The following is a 20,421-nucleotide window of genomic DNA, read 5'->3' as shown; positions in this document are numbered from 1 at the left end:
GCGCTGGATCACGATGCGTTTGGACTGGGCTTGAATCGGTTGATTTTAGCCGCATCGGCCGATGCGCGCTAATGCAGGCAATTCGCCTTCTTGTCCTTGATATCCGCGAGGGCGGTCTGGACGCTGCGCCAGGCCTCGGCGGTGCGCTCGGCGCCGTATTTCACGCAAATGCGCTCATGGACCCGGGCCTCTTCACTCGCCTTCACGCCATGAATGACGAGAAGCTGGCGGGCGAATTCGATAATCGTTGCGTCCTGCATTTGCCGACCTCCCTTGTTTTGCGGTTGACGAGCGACTTATGGCTGGAGAATGAGACGATATTATTGCAGTGGCGGGGCACAACTGGATTTTTTGTTTCCGGCCAAACCGGTTTCGAAATGCCAACGGCGCGCAACCTGACTGGCGCGCCGACGCGCTTCGTTGACGAGCCGATGATCAGCTCACATGTGGCGACTGAATAGTCGTCAATGCAGACTGGATGCGACGCCAATTGGCGGCCGCCTCACTGTCGCCTTTCGCTTCGCAGGCATTGGCGCGCTGAGCGGCTTCCAGCACGGCCCTTTCGCCGCGCACTTCGTGGAGCTGACGGGCATAATCCAGGATTTCGAGAGCTTGCATGTGGGTGCTTCTCCGTATGTTGCGCCGTCCCTGGACGATGCAAAGGATCATGCGGAAATGCGCGCATAATGTGGCAGGGCCACTATTTTCTCGGGATGCCGATGCGATGGCCTATCTGCGGCGGCAACGGCAGTGCAGCATGGGCCTCACGCATCGCCTTGATGTTGGCGAGCACGTCAGGCGGGAACGGAGCCGACCTGCGGGTCGTCATGTCGACATGGATGATGATGAGCTCGCTGGTCGCGGCGATGAAGCCTTCACCGGCATGACGCATCTGCTCGAAATAATGAATGCGCTTGGCGTCATAATCGAGGAACTGGACATCGACGGTGACAGAATCACCGGCATGCAACTCGCGCAGGTAGGTGACATGCGCCTCGAGCGTGAAGAAGGAGCAGCTGGCCCGCTTCACATAAGCGGCACCGAGGCCGATGGCGTCGAAAACCTCGTCGCCTGCCCGGTCAAACAGCACATTGTAATAGGCCATGTTGAAATGGCCGTTATAGTCGGTCCATTCCGGCTCGATCTTGTGGGCGGAGCTTACGAAAGGGGCAGGGAAGGCCATCGTCTTTTCCGTGAATCCTGACTAAATGTCCCAGGTGGGCGCGGAACCGATAGCAGACACCCAGGACGGATGACAGATGATTAGGCGGAACAGTTCAGCCCAGGCGGTGGCCGAGATCAAAGCGATACTGGGCGACCGGCTCTCGACCGCCCAGGCGGTGCGCGAGCAGCATGGCAAGGACCAGACCTGGACGCCGGGCGCGCCGCCCGACGCGGTCGCGTTCGTCAAATCCACCGAAGAGGTGCAGCGCATCGTCTCGATCTGCGGCAATTACGAGACGCCGGTCATAGCCTTCGGCACCGGCACCTCGCTCGAAGGTCATTTCACCGCCCCGTTTGGCGGTATCTCGGTCGACCTGTCGGCCATGAACAGGGTGCTTGAAGTCAATGTCGAGGACCTCGATGCCCGGGTCGAGGCAGGGGTGACGCGCAAGGCGCTCAATACGCATCTGCGCGACCAGGGGTTGTTCTTCCCGATCGATCCCGGGGCCGATGCCAGCATCGGCGGCATGGCGGCGACACGGGCCTCCGGCACCAATGCGGTGCGCTACGGCACGATGCGGGAGAATGTCCTCAATCTCACCGCCGTCATGGCCAATGGCGAACTTGTCAGGACCGCCAGGCGGGCCAAGAAGTCGTCGGCCGGCTATGATCTCACCCGCCTCCTGGTGGGCTCGGAGGGGACACTCGGCATCATCACGGAAGTAGGGGTGAAGCTCTATGGCATCCCCGAATCGATCGCCGCCGGCGTGTGTCCGTTCCCCTCGATCGACGCCGCCTGCCGGGCGGTGATCCAGACCATTCAGCTCGGCATACCGGTGGCGCGCATCGAGCTCGTCGACGAGGAGCATGTGAAGGCCTTCAACGCCTATTCCAAGATCGACCTCAAAGTGGCGCCGACTTTGTTCCTCGAATTCCACGGCACCGAAGCCGGTACTCAGGAACAATCGCTGCTGTTCGCAGGTATCGCCGAGGAAATGGGCGGCGGGCCGTTCTCCTGGGCTACGAAGGAAGAGGATCGCCAGCGTCTCTGGCAGGCGCGCCATGACGCCTTCTGGGCCACCAAGGCGCTCGTGCCGGGCAAGGAGGCCTTCGCCACCGATGTGTGCGTGCCGATCTCCAGGCTCGCCGAATGCGTGAACGAGACCCAGGCCGATCTCAAGGCCAACGGGCTCTATGGTCCTATCGTCGGCCATGTCGGTGACGGCAATTTCCATGTGGTGCTCTATTGCGACCGCGCCGACGCCGAGGAGGTGGCGCGGGTGAAGGGCTTCTATGAGCGGCTCATCAAACGGGCGATCGCCATGGAGGGCACATCGACCGGGGAGCACGGGGTGGGCCGCGGCAAGATGGCCTTTCTCGAATTGGAGCATGGGGCCGAGGGCGTGGCCCTGATGCGGCAGATCAAGCAGGCGCTCGATCCCAAGAATATCCTTAACCCGGGCAAGATAGTCGCCTTATGATCGCCGTGTCCGTCTGCCATCCATAGCGGCAGCGACAGGTTGGACCGATATCGGTATGAAGCTCTGGAAATCGCCCGTTCTCTATTTCGGGATCGCCCTCGTTCTGGCGGTGGCGGCGGCCTTTGTCGCGCCCTTCGTTATCGACTGGGGCAGCTACCGGGTGGCGATCGAGAACTACGGCGGCAAGGTGACTGGCCGCCAGGTGAGGGTGGCGGGCGATATTTCCGGCCGGCTGTTTCCCTGGCCCAAGCTCACCCTCCACGATGTCAAAGTGGCCAATCCGCCTGGCGCCTCCGTCCCTGATTTCATCACGGCCGAGGAAGTGGATGTCCGCATGACGCTGGCCGGCCTCATCGGCGGCGAGATCCGGGTCGAGACAATCGATGTCATACGTCCGGTCATCGCCTTCGAGCGCCTCGCCACGGGTGAGGGCAACTGGCACCTCAAATCGCAGGCGCCAGCGAGCGAACTGCGACTCCTCGACCGGATCAGGCTCGATCAAATCACCGTGAGCGACGGCGTCGTGCATGTGATCGACAACCGGCGGGCCGGTCGGGCGACCATCACCAGAGTCAATGCGACGCTGGCGGCCCAGAATTTCGCGGGGCCGTGGCGCCTGCGCGGGGTCGCCGCCTATCACGAACGGCCGATCGACATCGCAGTCAATACCGGCGCCTGGACGCCCGACACGCCATTCAAATTCGGGTTCCGCATTGGCTCCGGCGACGGCTCGGGCCTCGTCTATCAGTTCGACGGCGCCAATGACGGTAGTCATGTGACCGGTGGCCTGCGCGTCCAGCCGGCGGCAAGCGTCGATGGGCGCAGCGACGCCGAGGGCCAACTGAGGCCGATGGAGATGACGGCGCAGGTAACGTCCGATTTCGACACGGTGGCGCTCGACAAGATCGAAATCTCGCCGCGCGACGGCAACACCGAGAGCGCCAATCTCCTCACCGGCAGCGCCGAGATCGCGCTCGGCACTAATGTGGCGCTGAAAGCCGATCTCAGAGCGACCCGCTTCGATCTTGACCAGGTTGCCGGCGCCAAGGCGAAGAGTCTGGTCCGCGAGGGCGGTGGCCTGGCACTGCTCGAAAACGCACTCGGGCTGATGCCGGACAATGTCGAAGTCGACGCCACGCTCGGCGTGACCTCGCTCGTGGTCGGCGGCGAGGCACTGGACAATGCGAGGCTCGCTTTCACGGCGAACCAGGAGGCGATCAGGATCGAGGAGCTGTCCGCCGGCATGCCCGGTCAAGCACGTGGGCTCTTCACCGGAACTTTCGTGGTGACCGACACCGGCCCGCAGCTTGCCGGCGACCTCGCCGGCGAGGCGGGAAGTCTGCGCGATTTCATATCCTGGGTTTGGCCCGAAGGGCGTGGCGAGATCGCCGAATTCTGGACCGGCAGCCGCGGCCGCTTCAAGCTGCAGACGCGCTTCGATGCGACATATGGGCAGCTCAGGCTGCAGGACCTCAACTATCAGATCGATGAATCGCAAGGCAAAGGCGCGCTCACGATCGGATTCGGCGAGCGTGCCGTAGTCGACATCAGGCTGGATGCGAGCGCCCTGGACATCGACAGCTTCGTGCCCAATGGCCTGGCAAGCGGCGGCTGGCTCGGTACCGCCGGCCTCCTGACACAATGGGCGGCCAGCCATGACCTGCGCCTGACGCTGCAATCGGGTGCCACCGCGCTCAATGGCGTCGATGCCCGCGACGTCATCGTCGACATCGCGGCTATTGACGGAAAAATTGATCTCAAGACCGTCGAGATCGGCAATGTCGGGGAGGCGCGGCTCGATATCACCGGTCTCCTGACACCGACGGCGAACGGCTATCAAGGTTCGATCGCCGCGGGCGTCACGGCGGAAGATCCGCGCAGCCTGCTGCAGCTTCTCGGGCTGCATCCGAAGAATGAAAGTCCGATCTGGGCCGAGGCGCTGGGCAAGACCAATCTCAACATCACGACCGATCTCAAGCCCGACGAAGAGGGACAGTCCGCGAATGTCCGGGTCATCGGCAAGACCGGCGATCTCGATATCGAGGCAACGCTGGCGGCAGCCGGCGAGGGCAATCTGCTGGCGGGGGAGATCAGCGCCGATTTCACATTGCGCAGCGCCAGCGGCGCCGGGCTGCTCAAGCTCTCCGGCATGCGGCCGGTGACGGTTCCCGAAGGGGCGGCCAAGCTTTCGGGAACGCTGACGGGATCGCTCGCCAACGGGCTCGTCGCCGATATCAAGGCCGATGCCTTTGGCGCCAAGGGCCAGTTCCAAGGCAAGTTTCTGCGCAACAACAATGTGCTGACAGGCACCGGCCGCGCCGGGCTCTTCGCCGAGCGGCCGGCCTCCCTGTTCCAGGCGGCGGGCGTCGCCGACTATGTCGGCGGCGCGCTGTCGGTCGAATCGAATGTTGAAGTGGCCTTGCCGCGCGTCGTCCTGCCGGACGTGCGAGGCTTCGTCGCGGGCGCGCCGCTGTCCGGCTCGGTGACCTTCGACGGCGGCAACCGCCTCAAGGGCGAGTTCTCGACCGGCCCGGTTTCCTTCGCCCGGCTCTTCGGCCTCGTCTTCATGCCATGGGACGGCCGACCTCTCGATATCGAACTGCCTTTCGCGCCCGCGGCGCCGCGTGGCCTCATCGGCGAATTGTGGATCAAGCCGGAAGCACTCGAGATCGCCGACGGCCTGACGGTGAACGAGACCCAGATCGGTATCAGCGCCAGCGCCGATGAGGTGCGTCTCGCCGCTTTCGGCAAGGGCTATCTCGGCGGCGATGTGGCGATCGAGATCGGCGCCAAGCCGCAAGGCGGCGGAAAGGCCATCGACGGCCGCCTGGTGATCCCTGTCGATCTCGGCCGCAGTCTCAGTGATGCGTCCGGAAAGCCGGTGGCAGAGGGGCGTGCCAAATTATCGGTGCAAGTCGCGGGCAACGGCCGTACCCCGGGCGCGGTCCTGGCCAGCCTCTCAGGGTCCGGCAGCTACGACATCGAAGGGCTGAAAGTCATCAATATCGATCCCGGGCGTTTCGTCGAGATGGCGCGCGCGGCGACGACCGGGGAGGAGCTCAAGGCCGCCTTCACCGCGCTGTCGAGCGGCGGCGTGCTCGACTTCGGAAATGTCAGCGGCATTATCAAGATTGCCGACGGCGCAGTGACGATGCCGGCATTCGCGCGCAGTTCGGCGATCGAGGAGACGAGCCTGCAGCCCAGGATCGATCTCGCCGACGGGCGGCTCGATGCCGCCATGCAGGTCAAGCTCAGGACGCTCGAGGACGAGCCGCAATTCGCCGTCACCTTTAGCGGTAGGCCCGATGCGCTCGGGCGCTTCGTTGATGTTGCCGCGCTCGAATCCAAGCTCGGCTTCAAGGTGGTTGAGCGCACGCTGAAGGAGCTGGAGAAGCTGCAGGCCGAGCAGAAGAAGCTCCTCGAGGAGGAGGAAGCGCAGCGGCGCGAGGACGAGGCGAAGCTCGAAGCCTATTATGATCATCGCCGCGAGATGCAGCGCCGGCTGAAGGAACTGCGCGTCCATCGCGAGATTCAGGCGCGCCAGCCCATCGTCATCGAGGAGCAACCGGCACATGATCCGGATGCGGCCCAGGCAGCCGAGCCGCCGGCCAATGCCGCCGCGCCCGTACTGCCCGCCGAGCCGGCACCCCGGGTCGAGCCGGTACTGCCCGCGGAATCAGCGCCCCGCGTCGAGCAGTCGCCACCTGCCGGCGATGGTGCACAGGCCGCGAGCGATGCGACCGACATGCAGCCGCTGCAGCCCGAGACGGCGGATGGCAGCATATTCGGACCGCCGCCGCCCAAGCCGGAGGTGAAGAAACCGCAGCCGAAGAAGCCGAGGCCCGTGAAGGCGCAGGCGCGTGATCCCGGTGCGCCGCTCGTCCTGGTGCCGCCGCAGAAGCGGGCAGAGGAGCCGCCGAAGGAGGAGCCGTCCTTCTTCGATCGCCTGTTCGGGCGCAGACCCTAAGCAGCGCTGTTGCACTCCTGCAATATTCGCGCGGAAGCGGGCGGTGCCGTTTGGCACTTGACGATGCCGCGGTGCCAGTGTGATCATGCCTCGCCAACAAACATGTTAGGAAGCAACGGCCGCGAGCCAAGGCGGCACACTCGATTTCCAATTTAGTTCAAAAGATCGGCTCAATCAGGGAGGAAGTTCATGGAACGTCGCTTACTGCTTAAGGCTGCATCAGCGCTGGCGCTTGCCGGCACGCTCGGGCTCGCCGCAGGCGAGGTCCAGGCTCAGGATGGCAAGAAATACACCATCGCGCTCATACCGGGTCTCACCACCGACGCCTTCTACATCACGATGCGTAAGGGCGCCCAGGCCGCAGCCGACGCGCTGGGCGTCGAGCTCCTTTTCCAGGGCGGGCCTGAATTCAATCCGGTGGTACAGGTGCCGGTCCTCGATGCCGTCATCGCGCGCCAGCCTTCCGCCATCCTGATCGCGCCGACCGATACGACCCAGCTCGTGCAGCCTTTGCGCAAAGCGCATGATGCCGGCATTCCGGTCATCACGGTCGACACCTTCATCGGCAACGGCAAATACCAGACCGGTGCCGGCGATGCCGATTTCCCGCTCTCCTATATCGCCTCCGACAATGTGCTCGGCGGGCGCATGGCGGCCCGCGCGCTCGCAACGGCGATCGGTGGGGAGGGCAAGGTCTATGTGTCCAACGTCAAGCCCGGCATCTCGACGACAGATCAGCGCGAGGAGGGGTTCAAGGCCGAGATGGCCGAGAATTTCCCGAAAGTGACAGTGCTCGAGACGCAGTTCAACGAGAATGACGCCAACAAGGCAGCGAGCCAGCTACAGGCCGTCTTCGCCCGCAATAGCGACCTGAAGGGTGTGTTCGGCGCCAATCTGTTCTCGGCGCTGGGGGCGGGCAATGGCGTGCAGCAGGCGGGCCAGACCGGCGTCATCCGGGTGGTGGCCTTCGACGCGCCGACGTCGATCGTCGACAATATCTCGACTGGCCTCGTCGATGTGGCGATCGCCCAGCATCCGGCCGAGATCGGCTACTACGGCGTGGTGTCAGCCTATGCGCATTTGACCGGCCAATCCATTCCGGTCGCGATCGGCACCGGCTTCACGGTGATCGACAAGACCAATGTGAAGGATCCGAATGTCGCTAAATACATCTATTCCGACTGACGCCCGAACTCCCGGACATAGAGCCTTTCCCGTTTTTATCGAACCAGGGGATTCGATCAAAGCGGGGCAAAAAGGCTCGATTACATATATCTGGAGCGCTTCCTTATCACGAAAGTCGAGCAACTTTCGCGGGAAGCTCTCTAGTCCGGGAGCCTTTCCCTTTGCTCGGAATGGATGACGTGACACGATGACAACGACCGAAAGCAGCACTGCGCATGTGAAGCCGCCGGCCGATCATGCCGAGCGCGCGAAGAGCCTGCTGCAGCGCATTGCCGACCTGCGCGCCTGGCTGTTCCTCCTGGCGCTGATCGCCGCCTTCGAGACCTGGGCCCGCACCGATTTCGGCGGGACCTTCATCCTCAATCCGTTCAACCTGCAATCGATCGCGGTCTTCGCGGTGGCGCCGTTGCTGCTCGCCACGGGTCAGACCTTCGTGATCATCTCGGGCGGCATCGATCTGTCGCTGGGCTTCGTCATGGGCCTCGCCGCGGTGGTCGCCGCCCATGTCATCAACGCCACGACCGCCGCCATGGGCCTGCCGACCGCGGTGCTCCTCGGCTTCATCGCCGCCGTCCTCATCGCCTGCGTGCCCGGGCTCATCAACGGCCTCCTGGTGTCGCGACTCCGGGTGCCGCCCTTCATCGGCACGCTCGGCATGTTCGGCGTGGCGCGCGGCGTCGCCTTCCTGCTGGCCGGCGGCACCACCGTGCCGGTGAACAATTCCTTCTTCGCGCTCATCGGCAATGGCCGCTTCTTCGGCGTGCCCTATATCGTGATCATCACCGCAATCTTCGTACTGCTCATGCACTACGTGTTGAGCCAGACGAAATTCGGCCAGCATAATTACGCGATCGGCGCCAATGTGCAGGCGGCGCGGCGCGCCGGCATCGACATCAAGTCGCATCTCCTGCGCCTCTATATCCTGTCGGCCGCCTGTGCCGGGCTGGCGGGGGTGCTTTATTCGGCGCGCTTCAATGCCGGCGCCGCGCAAGCGGGCGAACCACTGCTGCTCGATTGCGTGGCGGCGGTGGTGATCGGCGGCGCCAGCCTGTTCGGTGGCTCGGGCACGATCTTCGGCACAGTGGCGGGCGCCCTGGTGATCGCGGTCATCCAGTACGGCCTCGTCTTCGTCAATGTCGAGCCGTTCTGGCAGTTCATCAGTGTTGGTGTCGTCATCATCATCTCGGTGCTCATCGACCAGGCGCAGCGCCGCTTCAGCGGAGGGCGCCAGGATGAGTGAGGTTTCCGCGCCCATCCTCGAAGTGAGGCATCTGTCCAAGCATTTCGGTGCGGTTCGGGCGCTCAGCGATTTCTCGATGGCGGTGCGCGCCGGCGAGGTGGTGGCGCTTGCCGGCGACAATGGCGCCGGCAAGTCGACGCTGATCAAGGCGCTGTCGGGCGTCTATCAGCCGTCGGCCGGAGAAATCTTCCTCAATGGCGCACCGATCCATTTCACGACACCGCAAGAGGCGCGCGACAAGGGCATAGAGACGATCTATCAGGATCTGGCGCTCGCCGATAACCTGTCGATCGGCGCCAATATCTTCCTGGGCCGCGAGCCGATGCGCAAAGCCTTCGGCTTCCTCCCCGTTCTCGATCGCCGCAGGATGGCGGAAGCGGCGCGCGAGACGATGGCGCTGCTCGACTTCCATGTGTCGCGCCTCGATGCGCCGGTCAGCAATTTCTCCGGCGGTCAGCGCCAGGCGGTGGCGATCGGGCGCGCGGTCTACTGGAATGCGCGCATCCTGATCATGGACGAGCCGACGGCGGCGCTAGGCGTGCCCGAACAGCGCAAGGTCCTTTCCCTCATCCATCAGCTCAAGGCGCAAGGGCGCGGCGTGATTTTCATCTCGCATAATCTGCAGGATATATTCGCCGTGTCCGACCGCATCATCGTGCTGCGCCGCGGCGTCACCGCCGGCGAAAGGCGGATCGCCGAGACCAGCCATGACGAAGTGGTGAAGCTGATGATCGGCGGTTAGGGCTGTTCTGGCCTTTGCATCAGGCGGTTCAGCACCCAGACACGCAACGCGCTCGACAAATTGCGATCGCCACGTGTGCGGTCGATTTCGCCGACCAAGGCGGCCAAGGATTTATGCTCAGCCTGGGCGGCGGCCTTGAGCACGGTCCAGAATTCAGGCTCGAGCGAGAGCGAGGTGCGATGTCCCGCGATGGTGAGCGAGCGCTTGAAGTCCCTGGGCATCAGCTCTCGCGCTTGTGACCGTCAATATGACGCTGAGCGCGATCGTCCTCGGCTTCTTCACGTTCGCGCTCCGCCTTGGTGCGGCTGAAGCGGCGGCGGTTCTCCGCCGCTTTCTGCTCCTCTTCGGCGCGCGCCAGACGCTTGCGGTGGCGCTTGAGATTGACGATCTCGCTCATGCCCGCCTCATTTGGGGCCGATCATATCCTCCGGCCGCACGATGCGGTCGAATTCCTGGGCCGTCACATATTTGAGGCGCAACGCTTCCTCGCGCAAGGTAGTGCCGCGCTTGTGGGCGGTCTTGGCGATCTCGGCGGCCTTGTCATAGCCGATCTTGGGGGCGAGCGCGGTCACCAGCATCAAGGAGCGGTCGAGCGCCGCCTTGATATTGTCTTCGCGGGCCTCGATCCCTGTGACGCAGTGATCGGTGAAGCTCACCGCCGCGTCGGCGAGGAGGCGGACCGATTGCAGGAAATTATAGGCCATGACGGGATTGAACACATTGAGCTCGAAATGGCCCTGGCTGCCCGCGAAGGTGATGGTGGCGTTGTTGCCGAAGACCTGGGTGCACACCATGGTCAGGGCCTCGCACTGGGTGGGGTTGACCTTGCCCGGCATGATCGAGGAACCGGGCTCGTTCTCGGGGAGAGACAATTCGCCGAGGCCGGAGCGCGGCCCTGAGCCCAGGAAACGGATGTCATTGGCAATCTTGAACAACGAGGCGGCTACAGTGTTGATGGCGCCGTGGCTCATCACCATCGCGTCGTGGGCGGCGAGCGCCTCGAACTTGTTGGGAGCGGTGGTGAAGGGCAGCCCGGTGATGGCGGCGATACGCTTGGCGACCTTCTTGTCGAAGCCCTTGGGCGCGTTGAGGCCGGTGCCGACCGCGGTGCCACCCTGGGCGAGCTCCATCAGCGCCGGCATGGTCTCGACGATACGGGTGAGGCCGTTCTGGACCTGCGTCGCGTAGCCGGAGAACTCCTGGCCCAGCGTGAGCGGGGTGGCGTCCTGCGTATGGGTGCGGCCGATCTTGATGATCTTGGCCCACTGCTTCGACTTCTTGGCGAGCGCTCGGTGCAGGTGATGCAGCGCGGGCAGGAGATCGTGGTGGATCTGCTCGGCGCAAGCGATATGCATGGCGGTCGGATAGGTGTCGTTGGACGACTGGCTCATATTGACATGGTCGTTCGGGTGCACTGGCGACTTCGAGCCCATGACGCCGCCCATCATCTCGATGGCCCGGTTGGAGATCACCTCATTGGCGTTCATGTTGGACTGGGTGCCGGAGCCGGTCTGCCAGACGGCGAGCGGGAAATGGTCGTCGAGCTTGCCGTCGATCACTTCCTGGGCGGCGGCGACGATGGCCTTGCCGACCTTGCGGTCGAGCTTGCCGAGCGACATGTTCACTTCCGCGGCGGCCATCTTGACGATGCCCAATGCCCGGATCACCGGTTTCGGTTGCTTTTCCCAGCCAATCTTGAAATTGCCGAGCGAGCGTTCCGCCTGCGCCCCCCAATAGCGGTCGGCCTCGACCTGGATGGGGCCAAAAGTATCGGTTTCAGTGCGGGTCTTGGTCATCTGGTCCTGCCTTGGTGGAATTTGGGTGCCTCTACGAGCGCCCCGATAAGGTAAGTCGGGCGCGGTCTAGCATGGCAGGGCGGTGGCTGCTAGATCGAAGGGCATGAGCCGTTCCGGTCATTCCAAAGATCCGGCGCAGAGCGGGAATCCAGACCTCGCGGGCGGCGCCAATGTCGATAGTCTGAACGAGGCCCGACGGAAATGGCAGCCTGGGCAAAGGCCCGCCGACGCCAGACGCTTCCGCTTCCTTGATGGATCTTAGCCAATCCGGTCTTGCGTATGATGAACGGCTTGAGGCCGCATCAGACGCAGATGGCGAGATTGCACTCCACCAGATTGGTGGAGTGATCAGTCCTTATTCTCGGCGACACGAGGTGCTTGACATCGTGGGCCAGACGGCAGGATTTTGGAAATATCAAGTTCAGGAGTTGCGTTCGGACGTCAACTCCTGAACTCCGATAAAAGGATCAACCGAATGGCTCTCGGCCTCCGAATAATTCGTGAAATCGTGCAAGCTTTGCTGCGCGTGTGGAACAAGAAGGATGAGGGTAATCTCCTCGAGAATGCCGCACAAACCAGCACGGCATCTGGCGATGGAAGTGCGCTTGCAGGCGATGGAGCAGCGAGTCAATCGCCTGGAACTCCATCACCGCTGGCGAATGTACAGACCATTCCTGGCCGGCCATTGAATGCGGCCGGATTGCGTGACGTTGAGCGCGCAACACAATTGGTCTTTGGCGGAACGGCGACGCATCAACGCCCCGAGAATACAAACAAGGGACTAAGTGATCCCGGAGTTCACATCGATATGGCCAAGAAAGCTCCGCACCCGGAGAAGCAGTTGCCGGAAATTCGCTGCAGAACGTCCGGCGAAGTCAATTGGCAAAGGCGGCCAGCAACAAGTCCGCCGGCGGGTGTCGCCACGTAAAATTACGCAAGGCGGGCAGGTTGTCCGGATTCGAAAAATGGTTCAACCCAAACTCATCGTGATTTAGCGAGGATAACGCCGCGCCAGCCAGGCCATTACGGCAAAGGAGGCAAGGCCGAAGAAAAGACCGACGAGAAGGCCGTTCTTCGGGCCTACCTGGTCGAGGACGATGGCGAAAAGCGTGGGTGCGATCGCGTTCAGGAATAGTTGCGGCATGGTGAGCGTGCCGATGACAAGGCCGTAACCCTGATGGCCGAAGAGGCTCAGTGGGATGATGCCCTTGATGATCGACATCAGCCCGTTGGACATGCCGTAGAGCAGGGCGAAGGCGAGCGCCGCCCACAGTACGAAGCCGCCGCCGGCGAACAGAGCGAGCGCCAGGGGCAGCAGGCCCACGGCGATGAGGCCCAGGGTCATGGTCTTCACATAGTGACCGGCGAGGATGTCGCCGATGCGGCTCGCGACCTGCGAGGGTCCGACGAGGGCGGCGAGCGTCACCGCGGTCGCGGCGCTGAAGCCCAGCCCCTCGAAAATCGGCAGCACATGCGCCGATATCGAGGAGAAGACGATGCTGTTCAAGGCGAGCACCAGTGCGAAGGCGATCATGGCCGTGCGCCGGTCATTGCCGGTGAGGATCGGGTGAGCGGGTAGGGGTGGCGGCGTCGTTTCGGCCGCGATCTCGCGCTCATTGCCGCGGCCCAGCACCCACAAGTGCAGCGGCAGGCAGATGAGGAGATGCAGGAGGGCATAGACCAGAAACGTGTTCCGCCAGCCGATCTCCTGCGACAGATAATGCGACACCGGCCAGAAGACGGTCGAGGCAAGGCCGCCGAACAAGGTGAGATAGGAGATGGCGCGGCGCGACTTTTGGCGCGCGACCTGGGCAAGGGAAGGAAACGCCGCGTCATAGAGGACGAGGCGCATGGCGGGGCCGAGGACCAGCCAGCCCAGCACATAGATCCAGGGCTCGGTAGCGAAGGAGAGGATGAGGCAGCCCAAGGCGGCGAAGCATGAGCCGATCGCCATCACACGCCTGCCGCCAAAATCGTCGATGGCGCGGCCGGCGGCGCGCGAGATGATGCCGCTGATCAGAAGTGCCGCCGAGAAGGCGCCGAAGATGAGAAGCTTGGACCAGCCGCGATCGGCGGCGATGTCGAGCGAAAGCGCGCCCAGGGCATAATAGGTGGTGCCCCAGCCGATGATCTGGGTGATGCCCAGAGCGGTGATGACGCGCCACAGAGGCATTGTGATTAAAGCCGATCCTTCCAGATCGGGTTGCTCCAGGCGCGTTTGCCGGCCTGATCGATGATGGCGACCCGGAACCATGGGCTCCCTTTGGTGAGAAGCCAGCCTTTCTCGAGCTTTTTCAGATCGAGCGTGGCCTCGGTGATGGATCGTCCCAGGCGCTGAACGGTTCGAGAATGACCGCAGACAACGGCGATGGTGTCGACGGGCGATGTGGCGACGTGAAGCTCCGAGCCTTCGAGGGAGATATCCTGGATGAGCGGCCCCTGGCTCGAATAGTAATGGCCGTGCTTCAGGGCGGCGAGCAGCAGATCGGGGTCGTTCGCCTCTGCCTTCACCTGCACCCAGCCGCCGAAATGATCGGGGTAGCGGAAATGCGCGTCATCCGTGGCGAAGGCGGTCAGCCGTTTGCCTTCGGTGAGGAGCTGATCGAGCAGGTAAAAGCCGTCGCCGCGGTCGCATTCGATGGCGCAGCCGTGATTGTAGATCTCGACCGCGTGGGCGACGTCGATAGCGCGGCCGTCCTCGATGGTGAGCTGCGACCAAGCGGGGTGCGCGATGCCGATGAAGGCGCCGGCCTCGGCGGCACGTCGCGCCACCTGGATACCGGTTTCTTCCGGTGCACAAGGAGCAAAATCGAGCGGCAGGCCCGCCGCCACGATATGCCAAAGCTCGCCCGCCGAGGTTTCGGGCGCGTGCAGTTCCGAACCAATGATGGTGGTGAAGTCGTTGGAGCGAAAGTTGCGCGTATCGGCGATCGGCCAGTCGAAATGACCGAGGAAGTGATCCGACAGCATCATGAAGTCGTAGCCGGCGTCCTTGTAGGCCTGGACGACCGCGGCGGGTTCGAGCACGCCGTCGGACAAGGTGGAATGGGTGTGGAGATTGCCCCGCCAGAACCGGCCGGGCAGAGAGAAGGGCGGGAGAGCGGTCATGAAGCGCCTCTGAAATGAGGCATTCTCGCTATCCCATTCGAAGGCCAGGCTCAATATGCATTGTCGGCGGGCTCCCCATGCGTGGGGCGATTGACGCGTTTCCCCTACAGGTTCGACAGGGCCGCGGCGGTCCGCAGCAGGACGGGGGCAAGCTCGCCCCTCATGCGCTCGACGGTCCAGTCGCGCGTCGTCATGGACATGTTGACGCCGCCGATGGAGCGGCCTTCGGCATTGAGGATCGGTGCCGCGATGGTCAGTTCGCCGGGCAGGCATTCCTCTTTGGCTATGGCGTAGCCGGTTTGCCGGGCCTCGGCGATACGCTCCAGGATCGTCGCGCGATCGCAGATGGTGTGCGCCGTGAAGGGCACGAGGATCGAACGGTCGAGCAGGTCGGCCACTTCTTCATCGGTGCGTCCGGACAGGATTGCGCGGCCACTCGCGGTGCAGAAAGCCGGCACGCGCTCGCCCACAATGGGGCTGAGCAGGCGGGCCCGCCGCGCCGGTATGCGTACGACATACATCACGTCGGTGGCGATCAGCCGGCTCAGATTGACTGCCTGGCGGGTCTCCTCGTGCAGGTTCACCAGATAGGGCCCGGCGGACTGGATGAGCCGATCCGACCGCATATAGGCGACCGACCAGTCGAGCACCCGGGCGGAAGGCGAGTAGCGCTTCGTGCGCTCATCCTTTTCGAGATAGCCGAGCTTCATCAGCGTGTGGGTAAAACGCTGCGCCGCGCTCTTGTCGAGCTGCGCCAGCCGGCAGATCTCGGTCAAGCTCAACGCCGTCTCGCCGCCAGTGAAACAGTCGAGGATTTTGAGGCCCTTTTCGAGTGAACCGACGAAGAGCGGATCGGCCTTGCGCGTCGAAGCGGAGACCAGAGCTGGCGCGGCCGGGGCCGGCGGCGATAGATCCTTCGGGCGCTGTCGGGCACTACCCATCCTGGCAACTCGTCGTTTTATATCCGGCAAACGGGGCTTGTCAGCCTCACATGCCTCAATTATTGTTTTATAATATAAGGTATTTTACTGCAATACACGTTGCACCCGCTGACGCGAAGTGTCCGGGAAAAAGGGGCGATGACATGTGGGAAGAGCGCGCTGCGGACGAGATCAAGGAAGTCGCGATCGGCAAGCACCGCATCGTGACCTATTCCTTCGGCAGCGGCGAGGAGGGGGTTCTTCTCCTCAATGGCGGGCCCGGCCTTCCCTGCGACTACCTGCGCGAAGCCCACTCGATCCTCGCCGACCGGGGCTTTCGCGTCGTCGCTTTCGATCAACTCGGTACCGGAAAATCGGACCGCCCCGATGATCCCTCCTTGTGGACGATCGCCCGCTATGTCGATGAGGTCGAAACCGTCCGCACCGCGCTCAAGCTCGGCAAGGTGCATCTCCTCGGCCATTCATGGGGCGGCTGGCTCGCCATTGAATATGCCCTGCATCACGGCGACAAGCTGAAGAGCCTGCTGCTCGAGGACACGGTCGCCGACATGCCGCATCTGGTCAGCGAGCTCGAGAGGCTGCGCGGCGCGCTGGGGCCCGAGACCGTCGCCATGATGCAGCGCCACGAAGCGCAGGGTACGATCAAGCATCCGGAATACGAGGCCGCGATCACGTTGCTCAACTACCGGCATGTCTGCCGGCTCGAGGAATGGCCGGCACCGGTGCAGCGCTCGCTCGGTGACTGGAATATGGGGCCCTATGTGACCATGCAGGGGCCGAACGAATTCCTCTATACCGGCAATCTGAAGGACTGGAATCGCGTCCCTGACCTCCATTCCATCTCCGTGCCGGTGCTGATCACGGTCGGCCAGCATGACGAGCTGACGCCCGCCTGCGCCTTGCGGATGAAGCAGCATCTGCCGCAGGCTGAGCTCAAGGTTTTTCCCAACTCGTCGCATATGCCATTCTACGAGGAACCGCAGGCCTATTATCCGGTTCTGTTCGAATTCCTCGATCGGCACCGTAATTGATCCCCGAGGAAAACGATGCACCGCTACCGCTTCGTGCTCTTCCGCCCGCTGCAGCTCATTCCGGTGCTGCTCGGCATCAGTCTGCTGAGCTTCGTCCTCGTCAAATCCATACCGGGCGATCCGGTCCGCTTCCTGCTCGGCACCAAGGCGACGCCAGAGGCGGTGGCGCGGATCAGGGCGCTCTACGGCCTCGATGAGCCGCTGCTGACCCAGTATATCTACTATCTCAAGAATCTCGCTTATGGCGAAATGGGCCAGTCCATCCTCTACAAGGTCCCGGTCCTGTCGCTGATCGGCGACCGCATGGTGCCAACCCTGCTTCTGATATTGGGCAGCGTGCTGCTGACCCTGCTCATCGCGGTGCCGCTCGCCAGCCTCGCGGCGCTCAAGCGTGACAGCGCCATCGATCATCTGATCCGCGGCTTCACCACGCTGGGTCTCGGATTTCCCGCCTTCTGGCTCGGCATCATGCTCATCATCCTGCTCAGCGTCGAGCTGAAGCTGTTCCCCGTATCGGGCTTCGGCGACACTTTCGGCGAGCGGCTTCATCACATGATCCTGCCTTGCCTGACCGTGGCGCTGGCGCTTTCCGCGGTGGCGACGCGCAACCTGCGCGCCAGCATGATCGCCGAGCTCGCCTCCGATCACGTGGTCGCCGCGCGCGCCAAGGGGTTGCCCGCGGACTGGGTATTCCGTCGCCATGTGGTGCCCAATTCGATCATCCCGACGGTCAACCTGCTCGCCATCAATATCGGCTGGCTGATCGGCGGCAGCGTCGTGGTCGAAACCGTGTTCTCGCTGCCCGGCATGGGCCAGCTTCTGGTGCGCGCGATCTTCAGCCGCGACTACATGGTGGTGCAGGGCGTCACGCTCGTCTTCGCCTGCGCGACCGTCGTGGTGAACTTCATCGCCGATCTGATTACGGTCAAGGTCGATCCGAGGGTGAAGCTGTGAGCCGGCTGGCGCTTTCCTTGCTCAAGCCGGGGCGCGGCCTGTCGCTCGCCGAAGCCACCGGATTCACGCTGACCTTCTGGGCCGGAGTCCTCGTCGTCGGCGGCTGGGTGGCCGTGGCGCTGCTCGCGCCCTGGATCGCGCCCTATGATCCGATCATGCATAATCTGCCGGAGAAGCTGCAGGGACCGAGCCTGGCCCATCTCCTTGGAACCGACAATTTCGGCCGCGATCTCCTGTCGCGGGTGATCTATGGCGCCCGCATCGATCTGCAAATGGGCGTCATCGGCGTGATCTTCCCATTCATGATCGGGACGGTCGTGGGCGCTATCGCCGGATATTCGGGGCGATGGGTGGATGCCGCCCTGATGCGGTTGATCGATATCGTGCTCGCCTTTCCCTTTCTCGTCCTGATGCTGGCGATTATCGCCTTCCTCAAGCCAGGTCTGGTCAGCTTCTATATCGCCATAACGCTGGTCGGCTGGGTTTCCTATGCGCGACTGGTGCGGGTTCAGGTGCTCGTGCTCAAGAACAGCGATTTCGTGGTGGCGGCGCGCTCGCTGGGCTTCGGGCCGCTGCGCATCCTGTTCCGGCATGTGCTGCCGAACTGCATTGCCGGATCGGTCGTCTTCGCCATGTCGGACGTGGTGCTGGTGGTGCTATCGGGTTCGGCCATTTCCTATCTCGGCCTTGGAATCCAACCGCCGACCGCGGAATGGGGCGTGATGATCGCCGAGGGACAGAACTTCATCTCAACCGCGTGGTGGATCACCACCTTCCCGGGGCTCGCGATCGTCACGATGGCCTTCGGCTTCAGCCTTCTGGCGGACGGTCTCGCCGCCCGCTTCGGATTGCGCCAGTCATGACCCTGCTTTCTGTCCGCAACCTTGCCATCGCGCTCGGCCAGACCCGGCTCGTCGAGGATGTCGATCTCGATCTGGAGCAGGGGCAGGTGCTCGGGCTCGTCGGCGAAAGCGGATCGGGCAAGAGCCTGACTTGTCAGGCCTTGATGAGGCTCCTGCCACCCGAGCTTCATGTCGCCTCGGGCGAGATCATTCTCAACGGGCGGGACCTCTCAAGGGCGAGCGAAGCCGACATGCGCCAGGTGCGCGGCACCGAGATCGGCATGATCTTCCAGAATCCGAGCTCACGCCTCGATCCGGTGATGACCATCGGCGAGCAGATCACCGAGAGCATACGCTATCACGAAGGCGCCAGCCGGAGCATCAGCCGGGCGCGTGCCATCGAGCTTCTGCGCCAAGTGGGCATTCCCGACGCCGGAAGCCGACTGGACAGTTACCCCCATGAATTCTCGGGCGGCATGCGCCAACGGGTCATGATCGCCATGGCGCTGGCCTGCCGCCCCAAGGTCCTGATCGCCGATGAGCCGACGACGGCGCTCGACGTCACCGTCCAGGCGCAGGTCCTGCGCCTGCTGCTCGACCTGCGCGACCGTCTCGGCCTCGCCATCCTGCTCGTCACCCATAATCTGGGCGTCGTCGCGCAGACCTGCGACTGGGTCTATGTCATGTATGCCGGCCGGGTGATGGAGCGCGGCCCCAAGCGCGCAGTGCTGCGCGAGCCCGCACATCCCTATACGGAGGCGCTCCTCAGATGCCAGCCGGGCGCCGCCCGGCCAGCCGGTCCGCTTCCGGCCATTCCGGGCCAGGCGCCGCCCGCCGGCGCCTTTCCAGCAGGCTGCCGGTTTCATCCGCGCTGTCCGCGCGCCGAGCCGGCGTGCCACGAAAGCCTGCCGGTGCTGCAGGCGGTGGCGCCGCAGCGCCTCACCGCCTGTCCTCTCGCGGAAGCCTGGAGGGCCGCATCATGAGCGCGGCCACGCCTTTGCTCGCTGTAAGCGATCTCAGGGTCAGCTATCGGGTCGCCGGTCTCGACCTGCCGGCGCTCGGCTTCAAAGCGCGCCATGTCCAGGCAGTCAACGGGGTGAGCCTCGCCATCGATGCGGGCGACACGTTGGGCATCGTGGGGGAGTCGGGATGCGGGAAGAGCACGCTCGCCCGCGCCATACTCGGATTGACCCAGGTCGAGAGCGGCGAGGTTCGCTATGACGGCGCGCTCATAACCCCGCGCGAGCGACTGTCGCTGGCGCGGCTGCGCGGCCAAGTGGCGATGATCTTCCAGGATCCCTATGCCTCGCTCAATCCCCGCATGCCCGTGGGCGAAGCGCTGGCGGAGGTGCTGCGGGTCCATCGCAAAGTCGAGCCTCAGGCTATCGAAGCGCGGGTCGCGGACCTGCTGCGCCTCGTCGGCCTGTCGCCCCAGATGGCGCAGCGGCGGCCTCATCAGCTGAGCGGGGGACAATGTCAGCGCGCCGGAATCGCCCGCGCACTCGCCATCGAGCCTCGTCTCATCATCGCCGATGAATGCGTCGCCGCACTCGACGTCTCGATCCAGGCGCAGATCCTCAATCTCCTGCTCGAACTGCAGCAGAGTATGAAGCTCGCCCTCATCTTCATCTCGCATGATCTGGGCGTGGTCCGCCATTTATGCCGGCGGATCGCCATCATGTATCTGGGGCAGGTGGTCGAGGAGGGTCTGACCGAGGAAGTCTTCGCTGCCCCGCGGCATCCATATACGCGGGCGCTGCTCGCGGCGGTGCCCGATACCAATCCCGACCACCAGTTGGCGCCGCAGACGCTGCGCGGCGATCCGCCCAGTCCGCTCGATCTGCCGACCGGATGTGCGTTCCATCCCCGCTGCCCGCATTGCGAGGACATCTGCGCCAGTGGCACCAGGCCGACGCTGCGGGCGGCGCGGATGGGCCAAGTAGCCTGCCATTTCGATTTTTGACTGCAAC

The 20,421-nt window shown here is 63.7% G+C and carries 20 protein-coding genes; 11 read left to right on the top strand and 9 right to left on the bottom strand.

Annotation, left to right across the window (positions count from 1 at the left end):
• Positions 1 to 68 precede the first annotated feature (68 nt).
• The 3 genes from G5V57_RS31960 to G5V57_RS31950 form a co-directional block, all read right to left on the bottom strand.
• Positions 69 to 260 carry a hypothetical protein gene (locus G5V57_RS31960; protein ID WP_165172984.1) on the bottom strand — a complete coding sequence of 64 codons (192 nt, stop codon included), beginning with the start codon at positions 258 to 260 and terminating at the stop codon, positions 69 to 71.
• A 175-nt stretch (positions 261 to 435) separates the two neighbouring features.
• A complete protein-coding gene (locus G5V57_RS31955; RefSeq protein ID WP_165172982.1) occupies positions 436 to 618 on the bottom strand; it encodes a hypothetical protein in 183 nt (60 codons plus the stop codon).
• A gap of 82 nt (positions 619 to 700) precedes the next feature.
• Positions 701 to 1,183 (bottom strand): thioesterase family protein, encoded by a 483-nt coding sequence (locus G5V57_RS31950; protein WP_165172980.1) that lies wholly within the window; start codon positions 1,181 to 1,183, stop codon positions 701 to 703.
• A 76-nt stretch (positions 1,184 to 1,259) separates the two neighbouring features.
• Between G5V57_RS31950 and G5V57_RS31945 the strand changes: the two genes are divergently transcribed.
• The 5 genes from G5V57_RS31945 (at position 1,260) to G5V57_RS31925 (ending at position 9,779) form a co-directional block, all read left to right on the top strand.
• Entirely contained in the window at positions 1,260 to 2,645 is a 1,386-nt protein-coding gene (locus G5V57_RS31945; protein WP_165172978.1) for an FAD-binding oxidoreductase, read from the top strand.
• A gap of 55 nt (positions 2,646 to 2,700) precedes the next feature.
• Positions 2,701 to 6,612, top strand: coding sequence for an AsmA family protein (locus tag G5V57_RS31940; protein WP_165172976.1), 3,912 nt, complete (start codon positions 2,701 to 2,703; stop codon positions 6,610 to 6,612).
• Between the two features lie 189 nt (positions 6,613 to 6,801).
• Positions 6,802 to 7,797 carry an ABC transporter substrate-binding protein gene (locus tag G5V57_RS31935; RefSeq protein ID WP_165172974.1) on the top strand — a complete coding sequence of 332 codons (996 nt, stop codon included), beginning with the start codon at positions 6,802 to 6,804 and terminating at the stop codon, positions 7,795 to 7,797.
• Between the two features lie 187 nt (positions 7,798 to 7,984).
• Positions 7,985 to 9,037, top strand: coding sequence for a ribose ABC transporter (locus G5V57_RS31930; RefSeq protein ID WP_165172972.1), 1,053 nt, complete (start codon positions 7,985 to 7,987; stop codon positions 9,035 to 9,037).
• Positions 9,030 to 9,779 (top strand): ATP-binding cassette domain-containing protein, encoded by a 750-nt coding sequence (locus G5V57_RS31925; RefSeq protein ID WP_165172970.1) that lies wholly within the window; start codon positions 9,030 to 9,032, stop codon positions 9,777 to 9,779. The genes G5V57_RS31930 and G5V57_RS31925 overlap by 8 nt, the downstream gene beginning before the upstream one ends.
• Here the strand turns inward: G5V57_RS31925 and G5V57_RS31920 are convergent.
• From G5V57_RS31920 to fumC, 3 genes are read right to left on the bottom strand one after another with little or no spacing between them, the layout of a single operon-like run.
• The gene (locus G5V57_RS31920) at positions 9,776 to 10,000 is read right to left on the bottom strand and encodes a ribbon-helix-helix domain-containing protein (protein ID WP_165172968.1); all 225 of its coding nucleotides are present in this window, start codon (positions 9,998 to 10,000) and stop codon (positions 9,776 to 9,778) included. The genes G5V57_RS31925 and G5V57_RS31920 overlap by 4 nt on opposite strands.
• Positions 10,000 to 10,176 carry a DUF4169 family protein gene (locus G5V57_RS31915; RefSeq protein WP_165172966.1) on the bottom strand — a complete coding sequence of 59 codons (177 nt, stop codon included), beginning with the start codon at positions 10,174 to 10,176 and terminating at the stop codon, positions 10,000 to 10,002. Before G5V57_RS31915 ends, G5V57_RS31920 begins: the two co-directional genes overlap by 1 nt.
• Positions 10,177 to 10,183: 7 nt before the next feature.
• Positions 10,184 to 11,575 (bottom strand): class II fumarate hydratase, encoded by a 1,392-nt coding sequence (gene fumC / locus G5V57_RS31910; protein WP_165172964.1) that lies wholly within the window; start codon positions 11,573 to 11,575, stop codon positions 10,184 to 10,186.
• A gap of 475 nt (positions 11,576 to 12,050) precedes the next feature.
• Between fumC and G5V57_RS31905 the strand changes: the two genes are divergently transcribed.
• The gene (locus G5V57_RS31905; RefSeq protein ID WP_165172962.1) at positions 12,051 to 12,503 is read left to right on the top strand and encodes a hypothetical protein; all 453 of its coding nucleotides are present in this window, start codon (positions 12,051 to 12,053) and stop codon (positions 12,501 to 12,503) included.
• Between the two features lie 63 nt (positions 12,504 to 12,566).
• Here G5V57_RS31905 and G5V57_RS31900 read toward each other — a convergent pair whose 3' ends face one another.
• From G5V57_RS31900 to G5V57_RS31890, 3 genes are all read right to left on the bottom strand, one after another.
• Positions 12,567 to 13,748 (bottom strand): MFS transporter, encoded by a 1,182-nt coding sequence (locus G5V57_RS31900; RefSeq protein ID WP_165172960.1) that lies wholly within the window; start codon positions 13,746 to 13,748, stop codon positions 12,567 to 12,569.
• A gap of 5 nt (positions 13,749 to 13,753) precedes the next feature.
• Complete coding sequence (locus G5V57_RS31895) at positions 13,754 to 14,683, bottom strand: CehA/McbA family metallohydrolase (RefSeq protein WP_165172958.1); 930 nt, start codon at positions 14,681 to 14,683, stop codon at positions 13,754 to 13,756.
• Positions 14,684 to 14,787: 104 nt separating this feature from the next.
• On the bottom strand, positions 14,788 to 15,624 hold the full coding sequence (locus tag G5V57_RS31890) for an IclR family transcriptional regulator (RefSeq protein WP_165172956.1): 837 nt from the start codon (positions 15,622 to 15,624) through the stop codon (positions 14,788 to 14,790).
• 143 nt (positions 15,625 to 15,767) lie between these two features.
• Here G5V57_RS31890 and G5V57_RS31885 point away from each other — a divergent pair, with 143 nt between their 5' ends.
• Genes G5V57_RS31885 through G5V57_RS31865 form a run of 5 tightly spaced genes read left to right on the top strand, consistent with a single transcriptional unit; the run spans position 15,768 to position 20,414 of the window.
• Positions 15,768 to 16,655, top strand: coding sequence for a proline iminopeptidase-family hydrolase (locus tag G5V57_RS31885; protein ID WP_165172954.1), 888 nt, complete (start codon positions 15,768 to 15,770; stop codon positions 16,653 to 16,655).
• Positions 16,656 to 16,670: 15 nt separating this feature from the next.
• Positions 16,671 to 17,609 carry an ABC transporter permease gene (locus G5V57_RS31880; protein WP_165172952.1) on the top strand — a complete coding sequence of 313 codons (939 nt, stop codon included), beginning with the start codon at positions 16,671 to 16,673 and terminating at the stop codon, positions 17,607 to 17,609.
• A 17-nt stretch (positions 17,610 to 17,626) separates the two neighbouring features.
• Complete coding sequence (locus G5V57_RS31875) at positions 17,627 to 18,472, top strand: ABC transporter permease (protein ID WP_371744844.1); 846 nt, start codon at positions 17,627 to 17,629, stop codon at positions 18,470 to 18,472.
• Entirely contained in the window at positions 18,469 to 19,434 is a 966-nt protein-coding gene (locus tag G5V57_RS31870) for an ABC transporter ATP-binding protein (protein WP_165172950.1), read from the top strand. The genes G5V57_RS31875 and G5V57_RS31870 overlap by 4 nt, the downstream gene beginning before the upstream one ends.
• Positions 19,431 to 20,414, top strand: coding sequence for an ABC transporter ATP-binding protein (locus tag G5V57_RS31865; RefSeq protein ID WP_165172948.1), 984 nt, complete (start codon positions 19,431 to 19,433; stop codon positions 20,412 to 20,414). The genes G5V57_RS31870 and G5V57_RS31865 overlap by 4 nt, the downstream gene beginning before the upstream one ends.
• Positions 20,415 to 20,421: the final 7 nt, after the last annotated feature.

It is taken from the genome of Nordella sp. HKS 07 (assembly GCF_011046735.1).
In the GTDB taxonomy this organism is placed as follows: Bacteria; Pseudomonadota; Alphaproteobacteria; order Rhizobiales; family Aestuariivirgaceae; genus Taklimakanibacter.
The sequence above is the reverse complement of the archived record's forward strand: the minus strand, read 5'-3'. Positions and strand labels throughout refer to the sequence as shown.